Source organism: Variovorax sp. Root434 (assembly GCF_001426595.1).
GTDB lineage: Bacteria > Pseudomonadota > Gammaproteobacteria > Burkholderiales > Burkholderiaceae_C > Variovorax.
In genome coordinates this window covers 237,320-251,126 of the sequence record NZ_LMEK01000022.1, presented here as the reverse complement: position 1 = coordinate 251,126, position 13,807 = coordinate 237,320, and the positions used below count along the sequence as shown (strand labels likewise).

The window sequence follows — 13,807 nt, the reverse complement described above, 5'->3', positions numbered from 1 at the left end:
CAAACGCCCCATCCATCGCCATGCCCCTGCACGACCCCGCCCACGCCTTCGTTCCGTACCCCGATGCGCCAGTGCCGCGCGCTGCGACCGGTCCGCTCGTCGACCTGAGCTTTGCAGCAAAAGACCTGTTCGATGTGGCCGGCTACCCCACGGGCGGCGGCAACCCCATCGTGCTGGCGATGTCGGGCATCAAGACCCGCACCGCGCCCACGGTGCAGAAACTGCTCGATGCCGGTGCGCGCTTCGCCGGCAAGACCGTGACCGACGAACTCGCGTTCTCGATGAACGGCAACAACGCGCACTTCGGCGCACCGGTCAATGGCGGCGCGCCGCTGCGCATCACGGGCGGCTCGTCGTCGGGCTCGGCCTCGGCGGTGTCGTCGAATCTGTGCGACTTCGCGCTCGGCACCGACACCGGCGGCTCGGTGCGTGCGCCGGCCAACCACTGCGGCTTGTACGGCCTGCGTCCGACGCACGGCCGCGTGAGCCTCGAAGGCGCGCTCGACCTGGCGCCGAGCTTCGACACCTGTGGCTGGTTTGCGCGCGACGTCGGCACATTCGCGCGCGTGGCCGATGTGCTGCTGGGTGCCGATGCGGCCGCCTTGTCCGAGCGCGTGCGGCTGCTGCGGCCCGATGACGTGTGGGCGCTGGCCGTGCCCGCCGCGGCCGATGCGCTCCAGGGCGCGGCCGGCCGTGTGCAGGACCTGCTCGGCCCCGCGCAGGGCACGACGGTGGCGCTGGAATCCTTCGACGCGATGTACTGGCACTTTCGCTACCTGCAGTCGCGCGAGGCCTGGCTCACCGACGGACCCATGATCGAGCGCTACGCGCCGCCGCTCGGCCCGGGCGTGGCCGAGCGCTTTGCGTGGTCGCGCGAAGTGACCGACGCGCAGGTGACGACCGCGCGCATTTTCCGCACGGCCTTTCGCGCGCACCTGACCCACCTGCTCGGCACCGACGGCGTGCTGCTCCTGCCGACCATGCCCGACATCGCGCCGCTACGCAGCGACAGCGAGGCTTCGTTGGAGGACTACCGCAACCGCGCGATCCGCATGCTGTGCATTGCGGGCCTGGCGGGTTTTCCGCAGCTGTCGATTCCGCTGGCCACGCGCGAGGGTGCGCCGCTGGGCATTTCGCTGCTCGGGCCGGCCGGGTCGGACCGGTCGCTGGTTGCGCTGGCACAGCGCATCGTGGGCTGAAGCCGGGGCTTCAGAGCCGCACGCTGCCGCTCTGCCGAAGAAGGCAGATGTCGCAATCGATGCCGACCCCCGCGCGTTCGATCACCACGAAGTCGCCCGCATCCACCGCCAGCAGCGCGTGATGCCAGGTGCCGGGCGCAAGCACCACGCCCTGGCACCCGTCGGTGACGAAGGCCGCGAGTTGCTCCGCTGACGTGGGCGCCTCGCCCGCGCGGGCGACCACGATCACGAAGCGCCTGTCGCCCAGCGGCACGAAGGTCTGGCTGCCGAGCGCGTGGCGCTCCATCTCCGATACCTCGTGCGGAAAGCGCCGCGCCTGCGCGCGGAACAGCGCCAGCATCGGCCGGCCGCCTTCGGCGTCGAGCCGCAGGTCGTCGAGCAGGTCGAAGCGCCGCGCATTGCTGCCGTTGATGGGTCGGCCTTCGACGGCGGGCGCCTCGATCACGATGCCATACGGCGCGAAGGCTTGGGCATTCAACGGCTTCGCCACGAGTGCCACGGCGCCTGTTGGGAGGTCATTGTTCATGTCTCGATTGCAGCAGAAATGTGGCCCACGCAGGTCATGTGCCGGGTGACGAGCGTGCCTGCCAGCAACGCAGAAGCGTTCGAGCGCTTCGACTTGGAACTCATACAAGGGGCCTGCGACGGAAGCGCCGCCGCGCCTTTTCCCAGATGCGCCAAGCAAGGTAGAGGGCCATGACATTTCCTGAGGACCGGCACGGTGCCGACTGCGCCCAACATGGCATTCGGGGAGGCGCCCGGTATCCTCAAAAAGCGATTCCGGCTGAGAGGGACTTTCCTACGATGCCCGGCGGCAGGCGCTTTGTCATGAGCGGTAGCAGGAGCGGCGGGACGTTTGTCTCCGTGGAGAAGGGGCGAATCGCTCATGTGCGCATGTGGGGCAGCTTCTACAGTGACTTGACGGCGAAACGCTCTGTGCCCAAACGGTTGAAAGCGGTGCCGGTTCGTCGACACATTGGAGAAGCGCATGGAATCGCACAGTCTGCCACCAGGAACTTTCTTCATGAACCTGCTGCGTGAAGCCGCAGGCATGTCGTCCACGGAGTTCGCCATCGCCGGCGCGCTCGTGGTGTTTATCTGTTTGCTCCTGCTATTGGTTGTGCGGCTCAGCAGCTGGGCGTAAAGCCGTCTTGCTTGCGCCCACGGATTGCAAGGCTTCGATCTAGAGACCATGCCCGCTGTCTTGATGGATTCCGATTTGCCCGAAGGCTGGAGCTGCTCGGTAGAGCTCGAGAGTTCTCTTGATGGCGCCTACACCGCACGGGCCGAACTCCGGCACGAAATCACGCGATGCTGCGTGCTGTTGGTTACCCAGCAGCCGACACGTGAAGCCGCACTCGAATGCATGAAGTCGCGTGCCTCTCGCTTCATAGAGGAGTGGAATGCAAGATCGCCATAGCATGGTGTTACGCGACGCGGCAGCTCTGCCGATGCCTGCGAGCGGTGACGAAATGCTCGCCCGAGTTCTTGTATTTCGTCCCTCGACAGACCCCAGGATCGATGGACCCTCAGTGCCCGCCAGCCACACCGGGCAACACGTCCTGCGCGGGCGAGGCGCGCCGACGACTCAGCACCGCAAGGCTCAGCCCTGCGGTCAGCCAAGCCCCGAGTCCGCCGTACAGCATGACCCACCCGAAGCCATGGGTCACGGCGGCCTGGAGGATTGCGCCGGCCGCATCCGGTGCGGCCAGCGTCGCCAACATTTGCTGCGCGCCCGCCACGTCCCCGCCCGCGAGCCGTTCGGCCAACGCACGCAGCCGGGCTGCATCGAGCGCCGGCCCCAGCGCCGTGCGCAGCGCAGCCAGGATGCCCGCCACGAGCACCAGCCCCATCGCGGCGATGTTGATGGCCAGGGTGATGAGGCGTGCGCTGACGTCCATGCCCGAGGCCATGCCGGCGCGGTTGGCGGGCACCGAGGCGGTGGTCATGTTGGTCGCGGGCGTGGTGGTCAGGCCCAGACCGATGCCGGCGATCAGCGCGCCGGGCAACACCGTCCAGCCGCCCAGGTGCGTGAGGCCGCTGCCCAGCTTCATCAGCACGAAGCCCAAGCCGATCAGGAACAGGCCGGCAGGAATCACGAAACGCGCCTGGTAGCGCAGCAGCAGCCATTGCGCGATCGGCGGCATCACCAGGAAAGGCACCGTGTAGAACAGGAGAGCCAGCCCGGCGGTGGTGGTGTCGTAGCCCAGACCGGCGGAGAAGTACAGCGGCAGGTAGATCATGAACGGCCAGTAGCTGCAGTTCATGCCGATGCAGCCGAGGATGGCGCCGGAGAAATCGCGGATCTTGAACACCGAGAAGTCGAACATCGGATGTGGATGCAATCGCTCGACCGCGACGAACGCGATCAGGCTGAACACCGTTGCCGCTGCCAGGCCCAGCGCGGCCGTGCTGGTCCAGCCCAGGCCCTCTCCCTGCGTGATGAAGGAGGTCAGCCCGAGCACCGCGACGGTCAGCGTGACGATGCCGGCGAGGTCCAGCTTCTGCTGTCGGGCCAACGGGTCGCTGGACTCCGCCACGCCGGCCATGATCAGCGCCAGGCCCAGCAACGCCAGCGGCGCGTGCACCAGGAAGACCCAGTGCCAGCTGGCCAGCGCGACGATGACGCCGCCGATCACCGGACCGAAGCCCAGACCGATGCCGGCCACCACGCCCCAGATCGCGAAGGCGCGGCCGCGTGCCTTGCCGTCGGGGAACTGGTGCGACAGGATCGCAATGGAGCAGATGAACATCGCGCCGCCGGCCATGCCCTGCAAGAAGCGGCCGGCGATCAGCACCGCCGTGCTGGGCGCCAGGCCGCACAGCAGCGATGCGATGCCGAAGGCCAGTACGGTGAGCGCGAACACGCGACGCCGCCCGTAGCGGTCGGCCAGCGTGCCGGTGGCCATCAGCACCGTGGTGCAGGCGATGGTGTAGGCGTTCATGATCCATTGCAGGTCCTGGAAGTCGGCGTGCAGCCGCGCTTCCAGCACCGGCAGGATGATCGGCACGCTGGAGATCTCCAGGCCGAACAACAGCGCCGCCAGGCAAATGGCGGCAAGCGCAAGGGTGGGATGGCGAGGAGTGGAAGAAGACATCGGCGCGTCGTGAAAAGAAAGAAGGTCGACAGTGGAAACAGGAGGTTCCAGTCATTCTCAAGACCCCCTTTTCATTACGCAAATGATTAAATTTCCTTCCATTAAAGAAGCGAGTTCATTAATCTGGCGCCATGAGCTTCGACACCGGCCTGCTGCAGGCATTCATCGCCGTCCACCAGGCCAACGGCTTCACCCGCGCCGCCGAGCAGCTGCACCTGACGCAATCGGCCGTCAGCCACCAGATCCGCCGGCTGGAAGAGCTGGTCGGGCGCCCGCTGTTCCACCGCACCACGCGACGCCTGAGCCTGACCGCCGACGGTGAGGACTTCCTGCACCATGCCGAGCGCATCCTGCAGGCGCAGGACGCGCTGACGCGGCACTTCCGCTGCTCGCCCATTGAAGGCACGGTGCGCTTCGGCGTGCCCGAGAGCTTCATGAGCGAGGGCCTGCCGCTGCTCCTGCGCCAGTTCTCGCGCAGTTGCCCCAACGTCCGGCTGGAGGTGAGCGTGGGTCTGACGCTCGACCTGGCCACGATGGTGCGCGAGCGCGAACTCGACCTGGCGGTGGTGGTGTCGGTCTCGGGCGCGGTCGAGGGCACGTTGCTGCGGCGTCTGCCGATGGTGTGGGCCGCTGCCGAAGGCTTCGAGCGCCCCGACGGCGCCTCGCTGCCGCTGGCCTATTCGCCAGCGCCCTGCGTGTGCCGGCAAGTCAGCATCGATGCGCTGAACAAGGCCGGCATCCCCTGGCACGGCGCCTTCAGCTCGCACAGTCTGCAGGACCTGCGCACGGTCGCGCTGAGCGGGCTCGCGGTGGCTACGTTCACCCGCGACAACCTGCGTCCGGGCATGGTGGTGCTGGACGAGCGCGACGGCCTGCCCGCGCTGCCGATGCTGGACTTCACGCTGGCCTACGGCGAAGGCGACGCGCAGGAGCGCAGTGCGGCCGTGGTCGAGCTGGGCCGCCTGATCGAACAGGCCGAGTGGGCCCGCCAGGACAAGCCTGCGCGGCGGCCGCGCCGCACGTTGCGCGTGGAGTAACGCCGCCTCTCAAGAATGCTCTTTGCGGAACTGCGGAACAGCGTTGGCGAGGAAAAGGAATCCGCCAGAAGGAAATCAGGTTCAGACAGCAACGTACTCGACCGCGCCGGTGTCCCCGTCCAGGATCATGTCATAGGGATACCAGTAGATCTGCTCGTCGCCGTACTCGTCGACATAGCTGTACCCGATGTATGTCATTCCCAGGTACGTGTCTTGAACCTGGATGAAGCTGGCGTATTGCATTCCGTCCGCCCGGGCCATCTTCTTGTTCGTCTTGTATTTCTTGACCGGCAGGTCGCCCTTGTTTGCATGCTTGACGTGGAACGCGGCGATCTTTGCGTCTTTGATGTCCACGGAGACCGTGTGCGGCCCGCTCTTGTCGATGACGTGCTGGCCGTCGCTCTTGAGCTTGTCGCCCACCAGCTTCGCGCCATTGTGATGGTGATGCTTTCCCTTGGCGAAGCTCGCATTGATAAAGCCGAATACGCCGGAAAGGGCGAGACCGGTGGTGAGAAGGCGTCTTGTGTGGTTCATTTTCGATTCTCCTTGCCGGGCTTGACTGTCGCGATGCGCGAGTCAGCGCCGAGCACCAAAGTTCTGCCCTGCCAAAGCGAGCCCGGATGTAGGACCTGAGGTGGCGTGTGCGCGGGCCGGCATCCAGCGGAAATCGAGACGTTGAACCCGCGACCACTGACAACACGCGCTGGCGACTCGATGACGCGCACAGCGCAGGAGGGAGAGAGAGAAAGGGGTGAGACGCCGTGATGCGGGTCTTTGGTGCCTTCGACAGGAATCGAACCTGTATCTGAGTCTTAGGAGGACCCCGTTCTATCCATTGAACTACGAAGACGGATGGAAGCGCAGGAAGCTGGAAGCCCGCTGCGCGCCGCGATTTTATAGGGTTCCCGATGACAGGATGCGCCGCCCCGCCAGCGCGGGCTTACCCCGATACGAAATCTTCGAAAAGTTGACCGCGATCAAGCCGGCGTGAATCGGTGGCGCGCACCATCGTGCCCGTTGCATCTCTGCTCAGATCCAAGAACAAAAAAGAGCGAAACACTACACAGGAGACAACCTGATGAAGAAGTTCGCTTCGCACGTTCTGGGTCGCGCGACAGCCGCTGCCGCGGCGGTCCTGGCGCTGGCAACCGCCGCGCCTGCCCTCGCATGGGAACCCACCAAGCCGGTGGAGTTCGTGATTCCCGCCGGCACCGGCGGCGGCGCTGACCAGATGGGGCGGCTGCTGCAGGGCATCGTCATCAAGTACAAGCTGATGAAGGAGCCGCTGATCGTCGTCAACAAGTCGGGTGGCGCGGGCGCCGAGGGATTCCTGGCGGTGAAGGAGGCCAAGGGCGATCCGCACAAGATCGTCATCTCGCTGTCGAACCTGTTCACCACGCCGATGGCCACCGGCGTGCCCTTCAACTGGAAGGACATGACACCGGTTGCGATGCTGGCGCTCGACCAGTTCGTGCTCTGGACCAACGCGTCCGAGCCCTACAAGAGCGCCGGCGAGTACGTCACGGCGGTGAAGGCCGCGGGGCCGAGCAAGTTCAAGATGGCCGGTACCGGCTCGAAGCAGGAAGACCAGATCATCACGGTGGCGCTCGAGAAGGCCACCGGCACCAAGTTCATCTACGTGCCGTTCAAGGGCGGCGGCGAGGTGGCGGTGCAGCTGGTGGGCGGGCATGTGCAGTCGACGGTGAACAACCCGATCGAGGCGGTGGCGCAGTGGCGCGCGGGCAAGCTGCGCGCGCTGTGCGTGTTCGACGACGAGCGCATGCCGTTCAAGGCCAAGGTCACCGACACGCAGTCGTGGAACGACATCCCCACCTGCAAGGAGGCGGGCGTGCCGACCCGATACACGATGCTGCGCGGCATCTTCATGCCGCCCGGCGTCACGCCCGACCAGCTCGCGTTCTACAAGGACCTGCTGACCAAGGTGGCCGCCACGCCGGAGTGGAAGGAGTACATGGAGAAGGGCGCCTTCAACCCGACCTTCATGACCGGCGACGCCTTCGCGAAGTGGCTCACCGAGGCCGAGGCCACGCACCGCACGCTGATGTCCGAGGCGGGCTTCCTCGCGAGCGCCAAGTAGGCCGCACCGGCAGCGCACGCTGCCGCCGGATGCCGGCGGCCCGACGGACCGCGGGCGTGCCGCATCTGTCCCTTCCTTCTCTCACACAACCACGATGGGGGCTCCATGGAGCACGACGAAACATCCGAGGGCGCGGCGCGTCCGGGCATCTCCACGCACCTGGTCGAAGCGGCGGTGGCATTGCTGCTGCTGGCTGTCGGCCTGGTGGTGGTCTTCGAGGCGCGCAAGCTCGGCGCGGGCTGGACCAGCGACGGTCCCGGCGCGGGCTACTTTCCGTTCTTCATCGGCGTGATCATCACGATCTCCGGTGCCGGCATCCTCTACCAGTCGCTGCTCGGCAAGAACCGCAACACCGCGGTCTTCGTCGACTCGGTGCAGCTCAAGCGCGTGCTGTCGGTGCTGGTGCCGGCCACGGTCTACGTGCTGGCGATCTCCGTTCTCGGCATCTACGTGGCGTCGGCGGTCTACATCGCGCTGTTCATGGTGGTGCTCGGCAAGTACGCGTGGACCAAGAGCGTGCTTGCCGCGCTCGCCGTCAACACGCTGTTCTTCTTCATGTTCGAAGTCTGGTTCAAGGTGCCGCTGTTCAAGGGCGCACTCGATCCGCTTCGGTTCCTCGGCTACTGAACGCGTTCAAGGAGCACAAGCGAAATGGAAGAAATCGGCGCCCTCATGCAGGGCTTCTCGGTGATCCTCACGCCGATGAACATCGGACTGATGTTCGTCGGCATCATCCTCGGCGTGTTGATCGGCGTGCTACCGGGGCTCGGCGGCGCCAACGGCGTGGCGATCCTGCTGCCGCTCACCTTCACGATGTCGCCGACCTCGGCGATCATCATGCTGTCGTGCATCTACTGGGGTGCGCTGTTCGGCGGTGCCATCACCTCGATCCTGTTCAACATACCGGGCGAGCCGTGGTCGGTGGCCACCACCTTCGACGGCTATCCGATGGCGCAGAACGGGCAGGCCGGCGCCGCGCTGACGACGGCCTTCACCTCGTCGTTCGTGGGCGCCTTTCTTGCGGTGGTGATGATCACCTTCCTTGCGCCGCTGGTCGCGAAGTTCGCTCTCAAGTTCGGCTCGCCCGAGTTCTTCGCCGTGTACCTGCTGACCTTCTGCAGCTTCGTCGGCATGGGCAAGGGCTCGCCTTTCAAGATCCTGGCGTCGATGGCGCTGGGCTTCGCGCTCGCGAGCGTGGGCATGGACACCGTCACCGGCCAGTTGCGCCTGACCTTCGGCCAGCCTGAGCTGATGCGCGGCTTCGACTTCTTGATCGCGGTGATCGGCCTGTTCGGCATCGGTGAGATCCTGCTGTCGATGGAAGAGGGCCTGAAGTTCTCGGGCAAGAGCGCGAAGATCGATCCCAAGGTCGTGTGGCAGACCTGGAAACAGTTGCCCAGGTACTGGCTGACCTCGATCCGCAGCTCGCTGATCGGCATCTGGATGGGCATTACGCCCGGCGGCGCGACGCCGGCCTCGTTCATGAGCTACGGGCTCGCGAAGAAGATGTCGAAGAAAGGCGCCAGGTTCGGCACCGGCGAGATGGAAGGCGTGGTCGCGCCCGAGACCGCCGCACACGCGGCCGGCACGAGCGCGCTGCTGCCGATGCTGGCACTCGGCATTCCCGGTTCACCGACCGCCGCAGTGCTGCTGGGCGGCCTGCTGATCTGGGGGCTGCAGCCGGGGCCGCTGCTGTTCGTCGAGCAGAAGGACTTCGTCTGGGGCCTGATCGCCAGCATGTACCTCGGCAACATCGTCGGGCTGATCGTGGTGCTCAGCACGGTGCCGCTGTTCGCGTCGATCCTGCGCATTCCGTTCTCGATCATCGCGCCGGTGATCATCGTGATCTGCGCCATCGGCGCCTACACCGTGCACAACGCGATGCTCGACATCTGGTTCATGCTCGGCTTCGGCGTGATGGGCTACCTCTTCAAGAAGCTCGACTTTCCGCTGGCGCCGCTGGTGCTTGCACTGGTGCTCGGCGACAAGGCCGAAGACTCGTTCCGCCAGGCCATGCTGGTCTCGCAGGGCGACGTGATGGTGATGTTCTCGAACCCGCTGGTCGGCGGCATCACGACGCTGGCGCTGGTGCTGCTGTTCTGGCCGCTGATCTCGAAGGCGCTGGCCGTGATCAGGAAGTCGAAGAAGCCCGACGAGTTTGCGGTCGAGCGGCCGGTGGACTGACCAGCAACTTGTCTGTGATCGCGCTGACCCGGGTTGTTCGGGGCGCGATCACGCCGATGGGCGCAGCGGTCGAACCGCCGGCACGAGCAGAGCGCCCATGTGCGAATGGCACCGGGTGCTCCCCGCAGCGAAATAAAGGAGGAGGCCGCAGGCCGGGGGACATTCGCGGAGGGGAGTACCCGGTGTCATTCGCACACCCCCCGGACAACCGAGAGAGCTAAATCTTCCCGCGCTTGCGAAGCCGACTAAGGGTTTCCGCCGAGAGATTCAGATAAGAAGCCAGCTCCTTGCTCGGAATCCGGTCCTCCAGCTCAGGGTGCTTTCTCATGAACCGGTGCACCCGCCCCGCGGCATCGAGCAGGTGCAGCGTGATCGTGTGAGCCATGATCTCGCTCATGCCGCGCATCACCAGGAACTCGAACAGCTCCTTGGTTTCAGGATGCTTGTTCAGGAAGGCGATCCATTCCTTCAGCGGCAGGCTCGCGACCCGCGCCTTCGTCACGCAGACGATGCCGTAGGGCGTCGGCGTGCCCAGCCGCAGCGCGGCGTAGCTCGTCTCCATGTCGTTCTCGTCGGCAAAGCGCAGGATCATTTCCTTGCCCTCCGGGTTGCTCACCACCCGCTTGAGGATGCCGTCGAGGATGAAGTACTGCTCCATCTCGCGCACCCCCTGGTGCAGCAGGAACTCGCCCTTGTTGCCGTCCACGATGACGAGATGGGCTTCCAGTTCGGCGCGGTCGGCTTCGCTCAGGTCCTTGAGCAGGACGTTCTGCCGGAGCTGGGCACGAATGATGTTTTTCTCCGGATGGTTTTCCAACAACGTCATGGTCACCGTCTTGCTCGATTTCGCTGCCGCCGCCGTTCATCGGGGTCGGCGCCGTTTTCGGGAAAGTTGACCGAGGTCAACGGCCGAAAGCTTGGGCCCGAATCATAGTCGCGGCTCGGGCCTTGGCCATTCACCCATGCAGAAGGAGAGACATGTCTTCAGTCAGAACAGAGAAAGAGGCAGCCACCACGCTGGAAGATGCCCTCAAGCCCACGAATACCCGCGATGCCGACGGCGAAGCGGTGGTCCGCGCCTTCAAGGGCGGCGCGACCGAAGACAGCGCGCCGGCGGCCGAGACCATCGACGGCTTCCACCTGGTCATCGACGCGCTCAAGCTCAACGACATCGACACCATCTTCGGCCTGCCCGGCATCCCGATCACCGACCTCACGCGCATGGCACAGGCCGAAGGCCTGCGCGTCATCTCCTTCCGCCATGAGCAGCACGCCGGCAACGCGGCAGCCGCCGCCGGCTTCCTCACGCAGAAGCCCGGCATCTGCCTGACCGTGTCGGCCCCAGGCTTCCTCAACGGCCTGACCGCGCTGGCCAACGCCACCACCAACTGCTTCCCGATGATCCTCATCAGCGGCTCCAGCGAGCGCGAGATCGTCGACTTGCAGCAGGGCGACTACGAAGAGATGGACCAGCTCGCCATCGCCAAGCCGCTGTGCAAGGCGGCCTTTCGCGTGCTGCATGCCGAGGACATCGGCGTGGGCATTGCGCGCGCCATCCGCGCGGCGCTGTCGGGCCGCCCTGGCGGCGTGTACCTCGACCTGCCGGCCAAGCTGTTCGCGCAGACGATGGATGCCGTGGCCGGCAAGAAGTCGCTCATCAAGGTCGTCGACCCCGCACCGCGCCAGATCCCCGCGCCCGATGCCGTGAAGCGCGCGCTCGACCTGCTCAAGGGCGCCAAGCGGCCGCTGATCCTGCTCGGCAAGGGCGCCGCCTACGCGCAGGCCGACGCCGACATCCGTGCGCTGGTCGAGAAGACGGGTATTCCCTATCTGCCGATGTCGATGGCCAAGGGCCTGCTGCCCGACACCCACGTGCAGTCGGCCGCAGCCGCGCGCTCCTACGTGCTGCAGGAGGCCGATGTGGTGCTGCTGGTCGGTGCGCGCCTCAACTGGCTGCTTTCGCATGGCAAGGGCAAGACCTGGGCGCAGGACAAGGGCGCCAAGCAGTTCATCCAGATCGACATTGCGCCGACCGAGATCGACAGCAACGTGGCCATCGAGGCGCCGGTGATCGGCGACATCGGCTCCTGCGTGGCGGCGCTGCTGGCCGGCATCGATGCCAAGTGGGCCAAGCCCCCGGTCGAGTGGACCGGCGCCATCGCCGAGCGTAAGGACAAGAACCTCTCGAAGATGGCCGCGACGCTGGCCGCGCGGCCCTCGCCGATGAACTTCCAGAGCGCGCTCAGCGTGATCCGCGACCAGGTGAAGGCGCGGCCCGACGCCATCGTCGTCAACGAGGGCGCCAACACGCTGGACTTCGCGCGCAGCATCGTCGACATGTACGAGCCGCGCAAGCGCCTCGACGTGGGCACCTGGGGAATCATGGGCATCGGCATGGGCTTCTCCGTGGCCGCGGCCGTGGTCACCGGCAAGCCGGTGATCGCCATCGAGGGCGACAGCGCCTTCGGCTTCAGCGGCATGGAGGTGGAGACCATCTGCCGCTACAACCTGCCGGTCTGCGTCGTCGTCTTCAACAACAACGGCGTCTACCGCGGCACCGACGTGAACCCGAGCGGCACCGCCGACGTGGCGCCCACCGTGTTCGTCAAGAACGCGCGCTACGACAAGCTGATGGAGGCCTTCGGCGGCGTGGGCGTGCACGCCACCACCGCCGACGAACTGCAGAAGGCCCTGGCCGAGGCCGTCGCCTCGGGCCGGCCGACTCTGATCAACGCCGTCATCGACGAAACCGCGGGCACGGAAAGCGGACGCATCACGAGCCTGAACCCCAGCACGGCGAAGAAGAAGTAACTCAATTCCATCCAAGGAGATACCCCAAATGAGCAGCATCAAACCCCTCAACGGCATCAAGATCATCGACTTCACGCACGTGCAGGCCGGTCCTGCCTGCACGCAGATGCTGGCCTGGTTCGGCGCCGACGTGATCAAGGTCGAACGCCCGGGCGCCGGCGACGTCACCCGCAGCCAGCTGCGCGACATTCCGAACGTCGACGCGCTGTACTTCACCATGCTCAACAGCAACAAGCGCTCGATCACGCTGGACACGAAGAAGCCCGAGGGCAAGATCGTGCTGGAAAAGCTGATCCGCGAATCCGACGTGCTGGTGGAAAACTTCGGCCCCGGGGCGCTGGACCGCATGGGCTTCACCTGGGAACGCCTCCAGGAGCTGAACCCGAAGATGATCGTCGCATCGGTCAAGGGCTTCAGCGAAGGCCACCACTACGAGGACCTGAAGGTGTACGAGAACGTGGCGCAGTGCGCCGGCGGCTCCGCCTCCACCACCGGCTGGTGGAAGGGCGAGAACTCCGCCCCGACGATCTCCGCTGCCGCGCTGGGCGACTCCAACACCGGCATGCACCTGGCCATCGGCATCCTGACCGCCATCATCGGCCGCCAGCAGACGGGCAAGGGCCAGAAGGTGGCCTGCTCGATGCAGGACGCCGTGCTCAACCTGTGCCGCGTGAAGATGCGCGACCAGCAGCGCCTGGACAGCGTGGGCTACCTCGAGGAGTACCCACAGTACCCGCATGAAATGGGGGCCTTCGCCGACAAGGTCGTGCCGCGCGGGGGCAACGCCGGCGGCGGCGGTCAGCCCGGCTGGATCCTGAAGTGCAAGGGCTGGCAGACCGACCCCAACGCGTACATCTACTTCACGGTGCAGGGCCATGCCTGGGAACCGATCTGCGAGGCGCTGGGCAAGCCCGAGTGGAAGACCGACCCCGACTACATGACGGCCAAGGCCCGCCAGCCGCACATCGAGCAGATCTTCGCCACCATCGAGGACTTCATCAAGGACAAGACCAAGTTCGAGGCGGTGGACATCTTCCGCAAGTACGACATTCCTTGCGCCCCGGTGCTGTCGATGAAGGAACTGCTGCACGACGAGTCGCTGCGCAAGAGCGGCTCGATCGTCGAAGTGCCGCACAAGGAGCGCGGCAGCTACTGGACCATCGGCAGCCCGATCAAGTTCTCGGACCTCAAGCCCGAAGTCACCGCCTCGCCCCTGCTGGGCGAGCACACCGACCAGGTGCTGGCCGAACTGGGCTACACCCAGCAGCAGATCGACAACCTGAAGGAATCAAAAGCCGTGTAGTTGGCTCACCCCCAGGCTTGCCCACTTCGTGTGGCAGCGCCTACCCCCTTCGAGGGGGCGACACCTGCGGCCCGGCG

Annotated in this window: 11 protein-coding genes and 1 tRNA gene; 7 read left to right on the top strand and 5 right to left on the bottom strand. The window is 65.8% G+C overall.

Annotated elements, in window-relative coordinates; genetic code table 11:
* Nucleotides 1-20: 20 nt before the first annotated feature.
* Nucleotides 21-1,199, top strand: coding sequence for an amidase (locus ASD05_RS18675; RefSeq protein WP_056595385.1), 1,179 nt, complete (start codon nt 21-23; stop codon nt 1,197-1,199).
* A 10-nt stretch (nt 1,200-1,209) separates the two neighbouring features.
* Here ASD05_RS18675 and ASD05_RS18670 read toward each other — a convergent pair whose 3' ends face one another.
* Entirely contained in the window at nt 1,210-1,725 is a 516-nt protein-coding gene (locus ASD05_RS18670) for an ureidoglycolate lyase (protein ID WP_056595383.1), read from the bottom strand.
* A 1,003-nt stretch (nt 1,726-2,728) separates the two neighbouring features.
* The gene (locus ASD05_RS18665) at nt 2,729-4,297 is read right to left on the bottom strand and encodes an MFS transporter (protein ID WP_056595381.1); all 1,569 of its coding nucleotides are present in this window, start codon (nt 4,295-4,297) and stop codon (nt 2,729-2,731) included.
* A 131-nt stretch (nt 4,298-4,428) separates the two neighbouring features.
* Between ASD05_RS18665 and ASD05_RS18660 the strand changes: the two genes are divergently transcribed.
* A complete protein-coding gene (locus ASD05_RS18660) occupies nt 4,429-5,334 on the top strand; it encodes a LysR family transcriptional regulator (protein ID WP_056595379.1) in 906 nt (301 codons plus the stop codon).
* 81 nt (nt 5,335-5,415) lie between these two features.
* Here ASD05_RS18660 and ASD05_RS18655 read toward each other — a convergent pair whose 3' ends face one another.
* On the bottom strand, nt 5,416-5,868 hold the full coding sequence (locus ASD05_RS18655) for a hypothetical protein (protein WP_056595377.1): 453 nt from the start codon (nt 5,866-5,868) through the stop codon (nt 5,416-5,418).
* A gap of 241 nt (nt 5,869-6,109) precedes the next feature.
* Nucleotides 6,110-6,184, bottom strand: a tRNA-Arg gene (locus ASD05_RS18650).
* A 228-nt stretch (nt 6,185-6,412) separates the two neighbouring features.
* On the opposite strand from ASD05_RS18650, the gene ASD05_RS18645 reads away from it, so the two are divergent.
* The 3 genes from ASD05_RS18645 (at nt 6,413) to ASD05_RS18635 (ending at nt 9,616) form a co-directional block, all read left to right on the top strand.
* Nucleotides 6,413-7,432, top strand: coding sequence for a Bug family tripartite tricarboxylate transporter substrate binding protein (locus ASD05_RS18645; RefSeq protein ID WP_056595375.1), 1,020 nt, complete (start codon nt 6,413-6,415; stop codon nt 7,430-7,432).
* A gap of 105 nt (nt 7,433-7,537) precedes the next feature.
* Entirely contained in the window at nt 7,538-8,059 is a 522-nt protein-coding gene (locus ASD05_RS18640) for a tripartite tricarboxylate transporter TctB family protein (protein ID WP_056595373.1), read from the top strand.
* Nucleotides 8,060-8,083: 24 nt separating this feature from the next.
* Nucleotides 8,084-9,616 (top strand): tripartite tricarboxylate transporter permease, encoded by a 1,533-nt coding sequence (locus ASD05_RS18635; protein ID WP_056595371.1) that lies wholly within the window; start codon nt 8,084-8,086, stop codon nt 9,614-9,616.
* Between the two features lie 217 nt (nt 9,617-9,833).
* Here ASD05_RS18635 and ASD05_RS18630 read toward each other — a convergent pair whose 3' ends face one another.
* A complete protein-coding gene (locus tag ASD05_RS18630; RefSeq protein ID WP_056595369.1) occupies nt 9,834-10,442 on the bottom strand; it encodes a Crp/Fnr family transcriptional regulator in 609 nt (202 codons plus the stop codon).
* Between the two features lie 152 nt (nt 10,443-10,594).
* Here ASD05_RS18630 and oxc point away from each other — a divergent pair, with 152 nt between their 5' ends.
* Together oxc and frc are read left to right on the top strand one after the other, a co-directional pair.
* Nucleotides 10,595-12,427 carry an oxalyl-CoA decarboxylase gene (gene oxc / locus ASD05_RS18625; RefSeq protein WP_056595367.1) on the top strand — a complete coding sequence of 611 codons (1,833 nt, stop codon included), beginning with the start codon at nt 10,595-10,597 and terminating at the stop codon, nt 12,425-12,427.
* Between the two features lie 28 nt (nt 12,428-12,455).
* Nucleotides 12,456-13,730 carry a formyl-CoA transferase gene (frc, locus tag ASD05_RS18620; RefSeq protein ID WP_007831046.1) on the top strand — a complete coding sequence of 425 codons (1,275 nt, stop codon included), beginning with the start codon at nt 12,456-12,458 and terminating at the stop codon, nt 13,728-13,730.
* Nucleotides 13,731-13,807: the final 77 nt, after the last annotated feature.

Bases quoted from the DNA above. Each gene is read 5' to 3' on its own strand.
- ASD05_RS18675 (WP_056595385.1), top strand. From the start codon at position 21: ATGCCCCTGCACGACCCCGCCCACGCCTTCGTTCCGTACCCCGATGCG.
- ASD05_RS18670 (WP_056595383.1), bottom strand. From the start codon at position 1,725: ATGAACAATGACCTCCCAACAGGCGCCGTGGCACTCGTGGCGAAGCCG.
- ASD05_RS18665 (WP_056595381.1), bottom strand. From the start codon at position 4,297: ATGTCTTCTTCCACTCCTCGCCATCCCACCCTTGCGCTTGCCGCCATT.
- ASD05_RS18660 (WP_056595379.1), top strand. From the start codon at position 4,429: ATGAGCTTCGACACCGGCCTGCTGCAGGCATTCATCGCCGTCCACCAG.
- ASD05_RS18655 (WP_056595377.1), bottom strand. From the start codon at position 5,868: ATGAACCACACAAGACGCCTTCTCACCACCGGTCTCGCCCTTTCCGGC.
- ASD05_RS18645 (WP_056595375.1), top strand. From the start codon at position 6,413: ATGAAGAAGTTCGCTTCGCACGTTCTGGGTCGCGCGACAGCCGCTGCC.
- ASD05_RS18640 (WP_056595373.1), top strand. From the start codon at position 7,538: ATGGAGCACGACGAAACATCCGAGGGCGCGGCGCGTCCGGGCATCTCC.
- ASD05_RS18635 (WP_056595371.1), top strand. From the start codon at position 8,084: ATGGAAGAAATCGGCGCCCTCATGCAGGGCTTCTCGGTGATCCTCACG.
- ASD05_RS18630 (WP_056595369.1), bottom strand. From the start codon at position 10,442: ATGACGTTGTTGGAAAACCATCCGGAGAAAAACATCATTCGTGCCCAG.
- oxc (WP_056595367.1), top strand. From the start codon at position 10,595: ATGTCTTCAGTCAGAACAGAGAAAGAGGCAGCCACCACGCTGGAAGAT.
- frc (WP_007831046.1), top strand. From the start codon at position 12,456: ATGAGCAGCATCAAACCCCTCAACGGCATCAAGATCATCGACTTCACG.